Source organism: Terrabacter sp. AAH1 (assembly GCF_054456855.1).
The window spans coordinates 54,001-68,145 of record NZ_JBTJJV010000008.1; the positions used below are offsets into that span (position 1 = coordinate 54,001).

The window sequence follows — 14,145 nt, forward strand, 5'->3', positions numbered from 1 at the left end:
ACGAGGCGGCCCGACGGCATACTCGCGTGGTGACGAAGAACCTCAGCGAGCGCATCCCGCGGGACCCCGACCCCGACGGGCTCTACGAGGTCTTCTCGGAGTGGACCGCCGAGCGCGGGCTCACCCTCTACCCCCACCAGGAGGAGGCGTTCCTCGAGGTGCTGAGCGGCAGCAACCTCATCCTGTCGACGCCGACCGGCTCCGGGAAGTCGCTCGTCGCGACCGCCGCCCACTTCACCGCGCTCGCCGAGGACCGCGTCTCCTTCTACACGGCCCCCATCAAGGCCCTGGTGTCGGAGAAGTTCTTCGCCCTCTGCGAGCAGTTCGGCGCCGACAACGTCGGCATGATCACCGGTGACGCGTCCGTCAACGCCGACGCCCCGATCATCTGCTGCACCGCCGAGATCCTCGCGAACATCGCTCTGCGAGAGGGCAGCTCGGCCGACATCGGCCTCGTCGTCATGGACGAGTTCCACTTCTACTCCGAGCCCGACCGAGGCTGGGCCTGGCAGGTGCCGATCCTCGAGCTGCCGCAGGCTCAGTTCGTGCTGATGTCGGCGACCCTCGGCGACGTCACGATGTTCCGCGACGACCTGACCCGCCGCACCGGCCGGTCCACCGGGGTCATCACCGGCACCGAGCGTCCCGTCCCCCTCGAGTTCTCGTATGCCGTCACCCCGCTCCACGAGACCATCGAGGAGCTCCTCGAGAAGGACCGCGCCCCCGTCTACGTCGTGCACTTCACGCAGGCGGCCGCGCTCGAGCGCGCGCAGAGCCTCATGGCCGTGAAGATCACGACCCGCGAGGAGCGCGAGGCCATCGCCACGCGCATCGGCGGCTTCCGCTTCGGCGCCGGCTTCGGGCGCACCCTGTCGCGGCTCGTGCGGCACGGCATCGGCGTGCACCACGCGGGCATGCTGCCGAAGTACCGCCGCCTCGTCGAGCAGCTCGCCCAGGACGGCCTGCTCAAGGTCATCTGCGGCACCGACACGCTCGGGGTCGGCATCAACGTGCCGATCCGCACGGTCCTGCTCACCGGCCTGACGAAGTTCGACGGGACGAAGCAGCGGCTGCTCAAGGCCCGTGAGTTCCACCAGATCGTCGGGCGCGCCGGGCGCGCCGGGTTCGACGCGCGAGGCTGGGTGGTCGCGCAGGCTCCGGAGCACGTCGTCGAGAACCTCCGCGCGGTCGAGAAGGCGGGCGACGACCCCAAGAAGCAGAAGAAGATCCAGCGCAAGAAGGCTCCCGACGGCTTCGTCAACTGGTCGGAGGAGACCTTCGAGCGCCTCATCGCGGCAGAGCCTGAGCCGCTGCAGCCGCGGCTGCGAGTCTCCCACTCGATGCTCGTCAACCTGCTTGCGCGAGAGGGCAACCCGGTCACCCACGCCGTGCGGCTCTTCTCCGACAACCACCATGAGGCCAAGGACCAGCGGCGCCTCCAGCGGCACGCCCTCGTCCTCGCCAAGGAGCTGCTCACCTCCGGCGTCGTCGAGCGGCTCGCCACGGCCGAGTCGTCAGGCCGCCGCCACGCGCTGACGATCGACCTCCAGCGCGACTTCGCCCTCAACCAGCCGCTGGCGCCCTTCGCTCTCGCGGTGATGGACACCCTTGACCCCGAGTCCGACTCCTACGCAAGAGATCTCGTCTCGGTCATCGAGGCGATCCTCGAGGACCCGCGCCAGGTGCTGTGGGCGCAGGAGTTCAAGGCGCGTGGTGAGGCGGTCGCGGCGATGAAGCTCGACGGCGTCGAGTACGAGGAGCGGATGGAACGGCTCGAGGAGGTCAGCTGGCCCAAGCCCTTGGCCGACCTGCTCGAGGTGACCCTGGCGGCCTACCGCCGGACCCACCCGTGGATCTCGGCCGACGCGCTCTCCGCCAAGTCGGTGGTGCGCGAGATGTACGAGCGCGGCATGACCTTCAACGAGTTCATCTCGTACTACGGCCTCTCCAGGTCGGAGGGGCTCGTCCTGCGCTACCTCACCGACGCGTACCGGGCCCTACGGCACACGGTGCCCGAGTCGCACCGCACGGAGGAGCTCGAGGACGTCATCGAGTGGCTCGGCGAGCTCGTGCGCCAGACCGACTCGAGCCTGCTCGACGAGTGGGAGGACCTCGTCAACCCGAGCGAGGCCGTCCTCGCCACCGCCGACGTGGCCCCGCCCGCGCGGCCGATCACGGCCAACGAACGTGCGTTCACGGTCATGATCCGCAACGCGATGTTCCACCGGGTCGAGCTCGCCGCCCGCGACGAGTGGGAGGCGCTCGGCGAGCTCGAGGCCCGCGTCGCCGAGCTGACCGACCCACCGCAGAAGGTCGTGATGGACGCCGACGCGTGGAACGAGGCCCTCGGCGCCTACTACGACGAGCACGACGCCATCGCGACCGACCAGGGCGCCCGCTCCCCCGCCCTGCTGCAGGTCGAGAAGGCGCCCCGCGAGTGGCGACTGCGCCAGGTCGTCGTCGACCCCGACGACGACCGCGACTGGGGCATCACGGCAGTCGTCGACCTCGCGGCGAGCGACGAGGCCGGGGCCGCGGTGCTCACGGTCACGGCGTTCGAGCGCCTCGGCGGCTGAGCCGACCGGGCGTTCCCCGTCAGGTTCCCGACTCGGCGAGCCGCTTGAGCTCGGCCATCGCGCCCGTCGTCTGTGCCGGCAGCTGGCGCCTGATCATCGGCGTGAACACCTTGCCGAGGCCCTTGGTGTCGATGGTGACGGTGTGGGTCAGCGTGGTCTGGTCGGGCATCGCCCCGGGTGCGACGTCGAAGTCGACGGTGACGTCCATCATCTTGTCGGTGAAGCGGTTGGTCAGCTTGCGGTCCTGCTCGCGCGCGACGACCGAGCCGTCCATGACGCCGGTGCGGCTGCCGTCCTTGTAGTGGTACTTGAGGCGCGTGCCGACAGCCGTCGGACCGCCGGAGACGTTGTCGAGCTGCGTGCACCGCTTGAGCCACTCAGGGGCCCTGGTGACGTCGTCGAGGATGGCGAAGACCGCTGCGGGAGAGGCGTTCACGGTCTCGGTGTGGGAGTAGTCGGGCATGGTCCATGCTCCCACCACGGATAGGTTGGGGAGGTGGATCTGCGAACCCGCCCCTACGACCACGACGGCGTCCTCGTCGCACCTGCCGACGGTGGCAACGGCACCGGCGTGCTCGTGCTCTCCGGCTCCAGCGGCCGCGTCGAGACGGAGCGGGCGACGGTGCTCGCCTCGGCCGGGGTGTCGGCCGCCCTCACCTATCGCTGGTTCGGCGGCCCTGGCCTGCCGGCCGCCGTCTGGGAGTACCCGCTCGAGGCCTTCGGCGACGCGGTCGGCACCCTCGCCGCCGAGTGCGAGCGCGTGGTCCTGTTCGGGTCGTCGAAGACCGCCGAAGGTTTTCTCCTGTATGCCGGTGACGACCCCCGGGTCGACGCCGTCGTCGCGCTCGCGCCGAGCCACGTCGCATGGGCCAACGTCGGGCCGGGTCCCGACGGCGAGCTGCGGCCGCAGCACTCCTCGTGGAGCCGGGGCGGCGAGCCGGTCCCGTTCGTGCCCTACGACGACGACGTGGAGGCGCTGGGCGACCCACCGGCATACGCGCCCGTGTATGCCCAGAGCCTGGACACGGCCGCGTCCCTCGTGCCCCGGGCGACCATCGCCGTCGAGCGGTTCTTCGGCGACGTGCTGCTCGTCGCAGGAGGGGACGACCAGGTCTGGCCTGCCGTCGCGTCCGCGCGCGCCATCGAGACGCGGCGCACGGCATACGGGCTGCCGACCAGCGTCGTGACCCACCCCGACGCCGGCCACCGGGTCGTCCTTCCCGGCGAGCAGCCGGCCGCCGGCGGGCAGCGGATGGCGCGGGGCGGCACCGACGCCGCCGACCGCGAGCTGGGCGAGCTGGCGTGGCCCGACATCCTGAGGGTTCTCGACCTGGTCCGCTGAACCGGAACCGCGGCTGAGGACGCCCGCGTGGGTATGTTCTCCAGTGCTCACGGGGACCCCTCGATCGACAGGACACGTGCATGGACTCCACAGACGTCAAGGCCGTCTCTCGGCGGGCCGGTGACCACCCGGCCCTCGAGACGACCGCACGCATCGGCTACGCCGTCAACGGCGTGCTCCACATCGTCATCGGTGCGATCGCCCTGAGGCTCGCGTTCGGGTCGAAGAGCTCCAGCGCGGACCAGTCCGGCGCCCTCGGCTCGATGGCCGATAACGGCTTCGGGGTCTTCGTTCTCTGGGTCGCCGTGGTCGCCTGGCTGGGCCTCGCGATCTGGCAGGTCACCGAGGCGATCTCCGGCGGCCTCGAGACGAGCGACCGGCTCAAGGCGGCCGCCAAGGCCGTCGTCTACCTGGCGCTCTCGTGGACCGCCTTCACGTTCGCGAGCGGCAGCGGCAGGTCGAGCAAGAGCCAGTCGGCCGACTTCACGGCCAGCCTGATGAAGCAGCCGGCCGGCACCTGGCTCGTCGGCGCGGTCGGTCTCGCCATCATCGGCGTCGGCGTCTATCACGTCGTCAAGGGCTGGAAGCGGAAGTTCCTCGAGGACCTCGAGACGCACCCGAGCCCCTGGACGGTCAAGGCCGGCCGCTTCGGTTACATCGCCAAGGGCGTCGCCCTCGCGATCGTGGGCGGCCTCTTCATCCTCGCCGCCGTGCGGCACAAGCCGAGCGAGGCGCGCGGCCTCGACGGCGCGCTGCGCAACCTGCTCGGGGCGCCCGGCGGTCCGGTGCTGCTCGCACTGGTGGCCCTCGGCCTCATCGCGTTCGGCGTCTACAGCTTCGGCCGGGCCCGCCACGCACGCGTCTGACCCAAGCGGTCGCCGGATCTGCGAAAAGCCCGAAACCCGCCCAATCAGGGCGGGTTTCGGGCTTTTTCGCGCTGTCGTGCATCAGGAAGGATCCGGCGCGCTCTGTCTGGTCACGCATCACGAGTGCAGGAGGAGCACCATGAACACGCATTACCTGAACGAGGCCGTCGCACGTCAGCGCACCGCCGACCTGAGCCGCCGGACGCGCCGCGCCCAGCGACCCGTCGTCGACTCGCCGACGACTCCGCGCCGCGGGATCGTCCTCGCTCTCGGGTGGCTCACACGCCCGTCGCCCGTGCCCCGCTCAGCGTGACACGGCCTCCCGGGCCTTCGCGCCCACGCGGCCACTGTCGGTGCGCCGGCGCAGGTAGTGCCACGCGAGGAGACAGCAGACGATGCCGTTGACCGCGCCGACGAGGATGTCGACGAGGTGGTGCATGCCCCGGTAGAGCCGGGCGTAGGCGACGAGGAACGGGATGACGACGCAGACGGCGGTGACGAGCCGGCGCAGCCACGCGCGCTCGATGCGCTGGGCCATGAGGGCGAACGTGAGGTAGAGGGCCGTGGCAGCACCGACGTGGCCGCTGGGGTAGCTCGACGTCGGCGGCGCGGGGTCGAGGTGCGCGACCTTCGGGCGCGGCCGGTCGGCGATCGTCGTCGCGGCGACGAACACGCTGGCCTGCATGGCGATCGCGATGGCGGGCACGACGGCATACCACCACTGCTTGGTGCGCCACCAGATCAGCGCGACGGCGATGACGCAGACGCCGATGATGATCTCGGTGTTGCCGATGCGCGACCAGACCATGGTGATGGAGTTCCACAGCTCGGTGCGGCCGGACGCCACGGACCTGCTGATGTCCTCCTCCCACGGCATCCCGCCGAACGGGCCCGTGATGAGGAAGCCGAAGCCCGTGATCAGGGCGAAGAGGACGAGCGCGGGGACGAGCACCCTCAGCGCGGCGTCACGCAACGCCGACCCGGGGGTCGGCCTGGACGAGTCGATCTCGTAACGGTGGACGAAGGTGTTGTTCACGGGGTGCCTTTCGCTTGCTCGGGCCCGGACAGTCCCTCTGGGGGAGGGGCGTCGTCCGGGCTCTGGGGGTTCCACCCGAGGTATCCGACGTAGGACGCCGAGCCCAGGCCGATGCCGAAGAGCACACCGGCCAGGACGTCTGAGGGGAAGTGCACGCCGAGGAAGACCCGGTCGAGCGCTGTGATGACGACGTATGCCGTGAGGCCGGCCACCAGCCAGCGCCGCGCGGTCGCCGACAGCACCGGCCAGAGCAGCAGCGTCAGCACCGTCGCGATGACCGCCGCGTTGGCAGCGTGGCCCGACGGGAAGCTGTAGCCGGGGGCGTGCGAGACGGGGTCGCTCACGACGGGACGGGCGCGCCGGACGACCTCCTTGAGGACGAGCTGGAGGTTCCAGCCGACCATCATCGTGATGAAGGCCCAGAGGCACCGGGTCGCGAGGTCGCGGTGCCGGCGCCACAGCACGAGGCAGACCCCGGAAGCGACGATGTAGACCCACTTCGGCTGGGTCGCCTCCTGCCAGATCAGCAGGGCGGTCTTGAACCAGGGGTTGTCGCGGGTGATGTCGGTGGCGCCGATGATGAGGCGCTCGTCCAGCTCGATCACCGGCAGGAACTTCTCGCGCACGACGAAGGCCAGCGCCGTCACTGGCACCGCGAAGGCCAGCCCGAACCCGACCGCCTTGAGCAGGCGTCGGCCGCGGCCCGGCGGCCGCGTCGAGATGCGGTGCCGGTCAGCCAACGCGTACCACCAGGGAGTCAGGGATGACCCGTGCGGCGAGCGCGCGGTGCGCGCCGACCGGGTCGCCGTCGATCTCGGCCTCGACCGGACGCTGCGCCTCGACGGTCAGCCGCTCGGCGACGAGTCGGTCGAGACGCTGGTGCCCGGCCCGGTGACGGGTCGCGACGTCGGCCACGACCGAGGCCCAGCCGAGCGCCCCACGAGGAGCCAGGACGACCGCGTCGAGCACACCGTCGTCCACCTTCGCGTCGGGCATCAGCTCGACCCCGCCCTGGAGGGTTCCGCAGTTGCCGACGATGACGGCCGCCGCGTGCCTGCGGACGTCGGAGCCCGTCGCGCCCACGACTCCCTCGCCCCCGTGGGCCTTCACGTCGACCGTGAAGCCGCGACCGGACACCTTCTTGAAGGCAGCCAGGACGTACGCGACCCAACCGACGGCCTCCTTCACCTTCTCGTCGGTGTCGGCCATGATCTCGCCGTCGAGTCCGAAGCCGGTCATGACGAGGAAGACCTCCTCGTCGTCGGCGACACCTGCGGGGCTGTCCTTGGTCGCCCGGCTCGACTCCGGCTCGGGCAGGTCGTCGGCGAGGCGCACGGCGCCGACGTCGATCCGCCGGTCGCGTCCTTCGACGAGGGTCCGGGCCGCCTCGTCGAGGGATCCGACGGGGAGTCCGAGGTTGCGCGCGAGCAGGTTCCCGGTGCCGCCGGGCAGCAGGCCGAGAGCGACGTCCGTGCCGACCAGGGCCGACGCGACCGCGCGAACGGTACCGTCCCCACCGAGCGAGGCGACGACGTCCGCGCCGTCACGCACCGCGTCGCGCGCCTGCTTCTCGCCCGTCTCCTCCGCGGTGGTCTGCACCCAGCGCGGCTCGCCCCATCCGTTGTCGGCACAGATCTTCGCCACGGTCGTCCGGGCGTCGTCGAGGTCGTCGACCCGGTGCGGGTGGTAGACCACGGTGAGACTGCGCCGGGCGGTGGAGAGGTCTGACATGTAGGGATCCTAGGGCTCGGGTCGGAGGTGCGGCGGCCGCGAACTCGACCGGTGGATGACATACCCCGACCCCCCACCCAGCGGACCACCAGCCAGCTTCCAGCAAGCGGCGGACGGTCGGCGGTAGCCTCCGGATCGTGCCCACCATCCGGCGTCGCCTCGCCATCGCCGTGGTCGTCGGCGTGCTCGCCGGGGTCCTCGCCGGGGACCTCGCCCCGCTCGGCGCCGCCGACACCGGACGCGGCCTCCTCGTGCACGCCCTCGCCGGCTTCGTCGTCGGTGGGCTCGCGTTCGCGTTGCCCCTGCTGCTCCACGTGCTCGGCCACGACGCGCCCGCCACCCGCGAGAAGGTCCAGGGCCGCGACGGCGACGCCGCCTGGTACGACGTCGTCGTCATCCTCGTCGGCCTCGCCAGCCTCACCGGTGTCGGCATCCTGCTCGTCGGAGGGCGCCAGCGCGGCAGCGAGGCGCTCGTCGACGCGCTCGTCGGAGTCGGCGCGGTCGCCGTCGGCTGGCTCTGCGTGCACACCGTCTACGTGCTGCGCTACGCGCGCGTGTACTACGCCAGCCCACGCCCGCCGATCGACTTCAACCAGGACGACGACCCGACGTTCTCCGACTTCGCCTACTTCTCGTTCAACCTCGGCATGACCTACCAGGTGTCCGACACGGGGCTGAGCGGTTCCGGGATCCGCCGCGTGGTGCTCGGGCACTGCCTGCTCGCGTACCTGTTCGGCACGGTCGTCATCGCCTCGACGATCAACCTCGTCGCCGGGATCGGCGGGAGCATCGGCTAGAGGCGCTCAGGACATCCCGAGCCGCGACTTCTCGTCCTTGACCCAGAGACCGATCAGCCCACCGAAGTGCGCCATGAACGTGTCGCGCTCGTGCGCCGGGTAGGTCGTGACCACGGTGGCGCGCAGCAGGTTCCGGAACGCGTCCGACTGGACCCACTCGAGCACGGCCGAGTCGAGGTGCGGCAGGTGCTTCTCGCACCACGCCCAGTACTTGTCGGTCTCGAAGTACTCGTCGGCGATGGCGAGGTAGGCGTCGAGCTTCTGCTCGTCGCTGAGGTCGTCGCGGTCGGCGACGTCGAAGTAGCGGCGCATCTCGAGGTCCATCGGCCCCTTGCGGCCGGTGACGACGCAGTAGGCCGACCAGCGCACGAGCGCCTTGATCGCCCACGGGAAGTAGTAGTGCAGCGAGGTGACGGCGACGTCGGGGCACGCGTTGGCGTAGTCGATCGGGTAGACGTCGTCGCCCTTGACGAGCATCTCGCACGAGTTGAACTCCCAGCCGAACATCGCGTTGACGATGCGGCTGATGGCGGCTGCCTGGCGCCCGGCCGACGGTTGCAGGAAGTCGTAGCTCACGGCATACCTGTTGTGCATCGGCTGCTCGGGGCGGAAGTCCATGACCATCGTCTCGGGCCCGATCGACAGCGCACGCGCGAAGTGGTCGTACTCGACGGTCGACTGGAGGTGCATGAGCATCTCGCCGGACTCGTCGTAGGCCTTGACGAGGTCCTTCTCGTCGTTGATGCGCGAGACGCCGCGCCAGCCGCCGCCGTCGAACGGCTTCATGTACATCGGGTAGCCGAGCTTCTGGGCGATCTGCTTGAGGTCGAACGGGCGGTTGTACTTGGCGCTCGTGTAGGCCCACCGGACGTTGTCGACCGGGTTCTTGTAGGGCACCAGCCAGGTCTCGGGGACCTTGAGCCCCAGGCGCATCAGGGCGACGTACGCGCTGTGCTTCTCCATCGACTGGAACGTGAACGGGCTGTTCAGCAGGTACGTGTCGTTCATCAGCGCGGCCTTCTTGAGCCACTCGCGCGGGTGGTAGTACCAGTAGGCCAGGCGGTCGATGACCAGCTCGGTGCGCACCGGCTGGCGCAGGTCGAAGGGCTCGATGGTGAGCCGCTCGCTCGTCAGCTCGTGGGTGACCCCGTCGTCGGTCGTGATCGGCCCGACGAGCTTCAGCAGCTCCTCGAAAGCGGTCGGCCAGTCCTCCTCAGCCCCCAGCAGCAGTCCGATCAGGTGGTTTCGGGTCTCAGCCATGTGCCTCTCCAGGTCGAGGTTTCGGGTGCCCCGATCCTTGCAGCAGTGTCAACAGGAAGGGGTTGAACGCCGCCGCCCAGTCGCGCCAGTCGTGCCGGCCCGGCAGCTCGTGAAAGGCGACGTCGTGGCCGGTGCGCGCGAGCACCTCGGCCATCTGCCGGTTGTTGGTGAGGTTGCCCTCGTCGGTGTTGCAGGTCATCACGATGCGCGCGCTCGTGCGGCGCCTGCGGGCGCGGCGCACGCTCGTGACGAAGGCGGTGACACGGTCCCAGAACTCGAAGTCCTCCTCGTCGTCGAGCCGCTTGCGGAAGAAGGAGCCCGACTGCAGGAACAGCGCCCCGAACGTGCCCGGGTGGCGCCACTCGGCCTGAAGCGAGGCGAGCCCGCCGAGGCTCGCCCCCATGAGGGTGGGTCTGCCAGCGCTCGCGTATGCCGTGTGGACCGCCGGCAGCACGTGCTGGGTGAGCGCGTCGGCCCAGTCGGGGTTCGCTGCGTAGCGCTCGTTGCGCGGACCGGGCTCGAGGAGCGCCACGCGGGTGGGTGGGATGCGTTCGGCCGCGGTGGCGGCGCGGAGGGTGGAGACGAGGTGCGCGCGGCGGGAGTACTCCGGACCGTCGTGCGCGACGAGCAGCGGCAGCGGGTCCCGACGGCGCGTGCCCACCGGCGTGACGACGACGACCTCGACGTCTCCCACCGGCGTGTCGGTCACTGTCAGCTTGTTCCGCGCCATGGGCGTGACCCTAGATCGAAGCAGAGACGGTCGGCGACGACCAGACAGTCCTCTCGTTTCGTTCCCCACGAGATGGGTTGTCGGGCAGCGTGATTCGTTGTCCCCAGATGGGTCGCAGCCCTTGCCATGTTGTCGAACATTTGTTCTGCATATCTGCTTAGGTGAAGTCCGGTATGCCGGTTTCTGGCTTGAGGAGGTCCTTGAGTGGGTGCGGGCTGGTGTCGACGGCTTGCTCGAGCAGCCGGTAGAAGAGCAGCCCGCGGGACTTGGCGTTGCGGCGGTTGAACCGGAACGTGTACTCGTCGAGGTAGTACGGCAGGTGGGCTTCCTCGACGCGGAAGTGCAGGGTGCCGATGAGCCAGCGCTTGAGCAGCGAGGCGACCAGGTGCACGCCGGGCAGCACGCTGGCCTTGTCGATGGCCGTGTAGCCGAGGGTGAACTCATGGCGGTAGCCGAGGTCGGCGAGCCGGCGCAGGGTGCGGGCACCATCGGTGCGGATCGTGGATCCGGGCTCGATGACGGTGGTGGCGAAGTCGACCAGCTGGGTCGTGCCGGGGTGGTCCGCGACGGCGAGCCGGACCCGGCCCAAGCGGCGGGTTTCGTTGTGTTCTATGGCGATCATGACTGCGACCTTGTCGCCGTAGCCGGCGCGGCCGCGGGTGACGCCGCCGATCATGGTCTCGTCGAGCTCGACGATCCCGGACAGCTTGTCCCGTTCCGGGCGGACCATCGCGCGGCGCAGCTTGTGCATCCACGCCCACGCGGTCTCGTAGGAGCCGAACCCGAGGACGCGCTGCAGCCCGAGCGCGGACATTCCGTTCTTCTGCGAGGTCAGGAACCAGATTGCAGCGAACCAGGTCGACAGCGGCGTGCGCGTGCGGTCGAAGATCGTTCCGGCCGTCACCGACGTGCGCCGCCCACACGCGCGGCACATCCACAACCCCGCGCCGGTCCGCCAGTACTCCCGCGCCCCACACTTCGGGCAGACGAACCCATCCGGCCACCGCAGACCCGCGAGGTAGTCCAAGCAGGACTGGTTGTCCGGGAACCACTCCAGCAGCTGCTGGTACGTCGACGGGTAGTCCACGCCCCGAACCGGATTCGCGGTCATCCACAAATTCTACTTCACCCAAGCAGATATGCAGAACATTTGTTCTACTGGAGGTAGGGCAACGAGCAGACAGGGGAGGTGGCCGTATGCCGTACATCGCGTCCTCGCGAGCCTCCGCCGGCCTGCTCGGTGGCGGACTACCTCGGGTGCTGGACGTGACCTGGATGCGTGACTCCGAGGGTGTCGGCGGTTCACTGCGGCCGGTCGTCTCGGTCCTGTCGGCCGGGTTCGTCGGCGAGGTGGACTACGACGCAGCCGTGGTGGGTCACCGTGGCGCGCCCCGGGTCGATGACGCGCGTGCTGGTTCGGTCGAGGTGACCGAGACGCTGCTGCGGGCGGGTGAGCGGGTGATGGCGCGGGTCGAGGCGCTCGAGGCGGCCAAGGCCCGCGTCGAGGCGGACCTGATCGCCGCCTACGGGGCGTTGCACACCATCCAGGAGCAGCAGATCGCGGCGTTGCCGGCGGGGTCGTCGCGGCGGGCTGCGGGGCTGGTGTCGGCCGAGCGGGTCGTCGCGGAGGAGATCGCGCTGGCGACGGGGGTCGGCGCCGGTGAGGTGGGGCGGCGGCTGACGTTGGCGACGGCCCCACGGCGGCACCGGCGTCTGCTGGCGGCGCTGCGTGAGGGCGGCACGTCGCTCTACCGGGCGGTGCAGGTGGCGTGCGAGACGGTGCAGCTCTCGGATGGGGACGTCGCGGTGGTGGAGGAGGCGGTGCTCGCCCCGTCTCGGGACGGGCGGCCGGTGGGGCAGCGGACGTTCTCGGCCCGGTTGCGGCGGGCGGTGGCCTCGGTCGACACCCGCGGCGCCCAGGAGCGACACCACGAGGCCAAGGCCCGGCGGGGTGTGTTCGGGCGGATGGTCGAGGACGGTATGGGCTGCCTGACGATCACCGCGGACGCGGGCACGGTCGCGGCCGTCATGGACCGGCTCGACACCACCGCCCGCAACCTGCGCGGCACTGGCGACCCGCGGACGCTGGAGCAGCTGCGCTGCGACCTGGCCACCGAAGCCCTGCTTCGCAACGCGCTGACCTCGGGCGACGCCGGCCCGTTCGGCGGCGCCCCGACCACGGCCACGGGCGCGGCCGACGCCGCGGTCGGCGCCGCGGGTCCGGCCGCTGTGCCGACGCCGTTCACCGGTGACGCGGCGGCGCGGGTGTGGCTGGTCGTGCCGTTCGAGGTCGCCACCGGCCAGAGCGACGCCGCGTGCGAGCTGCCCGGGCACGGCTGGGTCACCGCCGCCCACGCCCGCGAGATCATGACCCGCCCCGGGTCGGTGTGGCAGACCCTGCCGGTCGACCTGCGCGACGGCCACGCGATCAACCGCCCCACGAAGAGCTACCGGCCGACTCCGGCGATGGTCGAGCACGTCCGGGCCGTCGACGGCACCTGCCGCGGACCCGACTGCCACGTCCCCGCGAGCCGCTGCGACCTCGACCACGAGACGCCGTGGCCCGCCGGTGAGACGTCCGTGACGAACTTCCACGCCAAGGAACGTCGACACCACAACCTCAAGACCCACCGCATCTGGACCAGCACCCCCGTCGCGGACGGCGGCTTGCAGTGGACCACCCTCACCGGCCGCAGCTACACCACCTACCCCAAGGACTGGCGCGAGGGACTCGACCCGCCACGCGACGCGAGCCGCCCACGACGCCCACCGGTCGACGACGATCCTCCGCCGTTCTGACGTTCGCGCTGCGATGCCCTTCGGGCCGGGCCGCGCTCCCGACCGCACGAACCGGTCGGGAGCGCACGCGCCCGTTCACGCATACCCGGACCACTCCCCGATCGGTTGGGATGGCTGGGGCTCATTCGCCGTCGGCCGGCGCGGACGTGTCCGGCACACCGAGCACGATGCGTGTGCCGGGCGGCGCCGACTGCACGAGCCGCAGCCGGGCCAGGGCCGGGTGGGCGTCGAGCAGCTTGGCGCCGTTGGCGAGCGAACGCAGCGCAGCCGTCTCTGCCCGAGCCGCCTCGAGCTGGGCCTCCCCACGACGTCGCGCCGTCGCGAGCTCGGCCGCGGCAGCCCGCAGCTCGACCGGCACGATGACGTCCTTGACGACGACCTCCGCCACGTCGGCCCCGACCCGGCGCGACACCTCTGCCGTCGCAGCGGTGATGCTCGCAGCCGGCAGTGCGGAACCACGCCCGACCACCTCGTCGGCGGTCAGGGTCGCGAGCGCGTCCCGCAGGGCGACCTGCGCCGCGAGGTAGACCGTCGCACTCGGGTCGTCGGACACCTCGGCGAAGGCGACCGGGTCGCCGACCGACCAGCGCACCACCGCGGACACCCGCACCGACACGCCGTCCGACGTGAGCACCTCCTGAGGGGCCAGCTGGAGCAGCCGCTGCCGCAGGTCGAGCACCACGAGACGCTGACCACGCAGCCGACGGTGCCGGCCCGCGGGCAGCACCTGCTCGAGGACGCCGTGGCGGTAGCGCAGCGCACAGTGACGCGGATCGATCGTGAACTTCATCAGGGACATCGACATTCGGGCGACCTCCTTCGCGGGTCGGCTCGGCTGGACACATCGGTGGCGAATCGGCTGGTGAGCGCCGCCGACCGTGCGACGTGCGCCGCGGGGAACGGTCGCCGCGACGAGAACGACACGGGTCCGGTCCGCAAGGCGGCGCACGGCTCTTCACGGGCGACGACGCCCTGGGGATTCGAACCCCTGGTGCTGAGCACCGTTAC

14 protein-coding genes are annotated in these 14,145 nt (G+C 70.7%); 6 read left to right on the forward strand and 8 right to left on the reverse strand.

Features of this window, described 5'->3' with window-relative positions; genetic code table 11:
• Positions 1–26: 26 nt before the first annotated feature.
• Entirely contained in the window at positions 27–2,576 is a 2,550-nt protein-coding gene (locus ACXR8F_RS13485) for a DEAD/DEAH box helicase (RefSeq protein WP_458801168.1), read from the forward strand.
• Positions 2,577–2,595: 19 nt separating this feature from the next.
• Here ACXR8F_RS13485 and ACXR8F_RS13490 read toward each other — a convergent pair whose 3' ends face one another.
• Entirely contained in the window at positions 2,596–3,039 is a 444-nt protein-coding gene (locus ACXR8F_RS13490; protein ID WP_458801170.1) for an SRPBCC family protein, read from the reverse strand.
• Between the two features lie 33 nt (positions 3,040–3,072).
• Here ACXR8F_RS13490 and ACXR8F_RS13495 point away from each other — a divergent pair, with 33 nt between their 5' ends.
• From ACXR8F_RS13495 to ACXR8F_RS13505, 3 genes are all read left to right on the forward strand, one after another.
• A complete protein-coding gene (locus ACXR8F_RS13495) occupies positions 3,073–3,918 on the forward strand; it encodes an acyl-CoA thioester hydrolase/BAAT C-terminal domain-containing protein (protein ID WP_458801172.1) in 846 nt (281 codons plus the stop codon).
• Positions 3,919–3,998: 80 nt separating this feature from the next.
• Complete coding sequence (locus ACXR8F_RS13500; protein WP_458801174.1) at positions 3,999–4,784, forward strand: DUF1206 domain-containing protein; 786 nt, start codon at positions 3,999–4,001, stop codon at positions 4,782–4,784.
• Positions 4,785–4,923: 139 nt separating this feature from the next.
• On the forward strand, positions 4,924–5,097 hold the full coding sequence (locus ACXR8F_RS13505) for a hypothetical protein (protein WP_458801176.1): 174 nt from the start codon (positions 4,924–4,926) through the stop codon (positions 5,095–5,097).
• Here the strand turns inward: ACXR8F_RS13505 and ACXR8F_RS13510 are convergent.
• The 3 genes from ACXR8F_RS13510 to ACXR8F_RS13520 are packed head-to-tail and all read right to left on the reverse strand — an operon-like array spanning position 5,089 to position 7,551.
• A complete protein-coding gene (locus tag ACXR8F_RS13510) occupies positions 5,089–5,820 on the reverse strand; it encodes a phosphatase PAP2 family protein (protein WP_458801178.1) in 732 nt (243 codons plus the stop codon). The genes ACXR8F_RS13505 and ACXR8F_RS13510 overlap by 9 nt on opposite strands.
• Positions 5,817–6,560 carry a phosphatase PAP2 family protein gene (locus ACXR8F_RS13515; RefSeq protein WP_458801180.1) on the reverse strand — a complete coding sequence of 248 codons (744 nt, stop codon included), beginning with the start codon at positions 6,558–6,560 and terminating at the stop codon, positions 5,817–5,819. Before ACXR8F_RS13515 ends, ACXR8F_RS13510 begins: the two co-directional genes overlap by 4 nt.
• Positions 6,553–7,551 (reverse strand): diacylglycerol/lipid kinase family protein, encoded by a 999-nt coding sequence (locus ACXR8F_RS13520; RefSeq protein WP_458801182.1) that lies wholly within the window; start codon positions 7,549–7,551, stop codon positions 6,553–6,555. The genes ACXR8F_RS13515 and ACXR8F_RS13520 overlap by 8 nt, the downstream gene beginning before the upstream one ends.
• Positions 7,552–7,688: 137 nt before the next feature.
• Here ACXR8F_RS13520 and ACXR8F_RS13525 point away from each other — a divergent pair, with 137 nt between their 5' ends.
• Complete coding sequence (locus ACXR8F_RS13525; protein ID WP_458801184.1) at positions 7,689–8,348, forward strand: DUF1345 domain-containing protein; 660 nt, start codon at positions 7,689–7,691, stop codon at positions 8,346–8,348.
• A 6-nt stretch (positions 8,349–8,354) separates the two neighbouring features.
• Here the strand turns inward: ACXR8F_RS13525 and ACXR8F_RS13530 are convergent, their stop codons facing one another.
• From ACXR8F_RS13530 to ACXR8F_RS13540, 3 genes are all read right to left on the reverse strand, one after another.
• Entirely contained in the window at positions 8,355–9,608 is a 1,254-nt protein-coding gene (locus ACXR8F_RS13530) for an ATP-grasp domain-containing protein (RefSeq protein ID WP_458801186.1), read from the reverse strand.
• Positions 9,601–10,338: an alpha/beta hydrolase gene (locus ACXR8F_RS13535; protein ID WP_458801187.1), complete on the reverse strand. Its 738-nt coding sequence runs from the start codon at positions 10,336–10,338 to the stop codon at positions 9,601–9,603. Before ACXR8F_RS13535 ends, ACXR8F_RS13530 begins: the two co-directional genes overlap by 8 nt.
• A 157-nt stretch (positions 10,339–10,495) precedes the next feature.
• Positions 10,496–11,449 carry an IS1595 family transposase gene (locus tag ACXR8F_RS13540; protein WP_458801189.1) on the reverse strand — a complete coding sequence of 318 codons (954 nt, stop codon included), beginning with the start codon at positions 11,447–11,449 and terminating at the stop codon, positions 10,496–10,498.
• 86 nt (positions 11,450–11,535) lie between these two features.
• On the opposite strand from ACXR8F_RS13540, the gene ACXR8F_RS13545 reads away from it, so the two are divergent.
• A complete protein-coding gene (locus ACXR8F_RS13545; protein WP_458801191.1) occupies positions 11,536–13,137 on the forward strand; it encodes a 13E12 repeat family protein in 1,602 nt (533 codons plus the stop codon).
• A 121-nt stretch (positions 13,138–13,258) separates the two neighbouring features.
• Here ACXR8F_RS13545 and ACXR8F_RS13550 read toward each other — a convergent pair whose 3' ends face one another.
• Positions 13,259–13,942, reverse strand: coding sequence for an SPFH domain-containing protein (locus ACXR8F_RS13550; protein WP_458801193.1), 684 nt, complete (start codon positions 13,940–13,942; stop codon positions 13,259–13,261).
• Positions 13,943–14,145: the final 203 nt, after the last annotated feature.

Excerpts from the sequence above, each read along its gene's own strand:
- ACXR8F_RS13490 (WP_458801170.1), bottom strand. The coding sequence starts at position 3,039 with ATGCCCGACTACTCCCACACCGAGACCGTGAACGCCTCTCCCGCAGCG.
- ACXR8F_RS13500 (WP_458801174.1), top strand. The coding sequence starts at position 3,999 with ATGGACTCCACAGACGTCAAGGCCGTCTCTCGGCGGGCCGGTGACCAC.
- ACXR8F_RS13505 (WP_458801176.1), top strand. The coding sequence starts at position 4,924 with ATGAACACGCATTACCTGAACGAGGCCGTCGCACGTCAGCGCACCGCC.
- ACXR8F_RS13520 (WP_458801182.1), bottom strand. The coding sequence starts at position 7,551 with ATGTCAGACCTCTCCACCGCCCGGCGCAGTCTCACCGTGGTCTACCAC.
- ACXR8F_RS13530 (WP_458801186.1), bottom strand. The coding sequence starts at position 9,608 with ATGGCTGAGACCCGAAACCACCTGATCGGACTGCTGCTGGGGGCTGAG.
- ACXR8F_RS13535 (WP_458801187.1), bottom strand. The coding sequence starts at position 10,338 with ATGGCGCGGAACAAGCTGACAGTGACCGACACGCCGGTGGGAGACGTC.
- ACXR8F_RS13540 (WP_458801189.1), bottom strand. The coding sequence starts at position 11,449 with ATGACCGCGAATCCGGTTCGGGGCGTGGACTACCCGTCGACGTACCAG.
- ACXR8F_RS13545 (WP_458801191.1), top strand. The coding sequence starts at position 11,536 with ATGCCGTACATCGCGTCCTCGCGAGCCTCCGCCGGCCTGCTCGGTGGC.
- ACXR8F_RS13550 (WP_458801193.1), bottom strand. The coding sequence starts at position 13,942 with ATGTCGATGTCCCTGATGAAGTTCACGATCGATCCGCGTCACTGTGCG.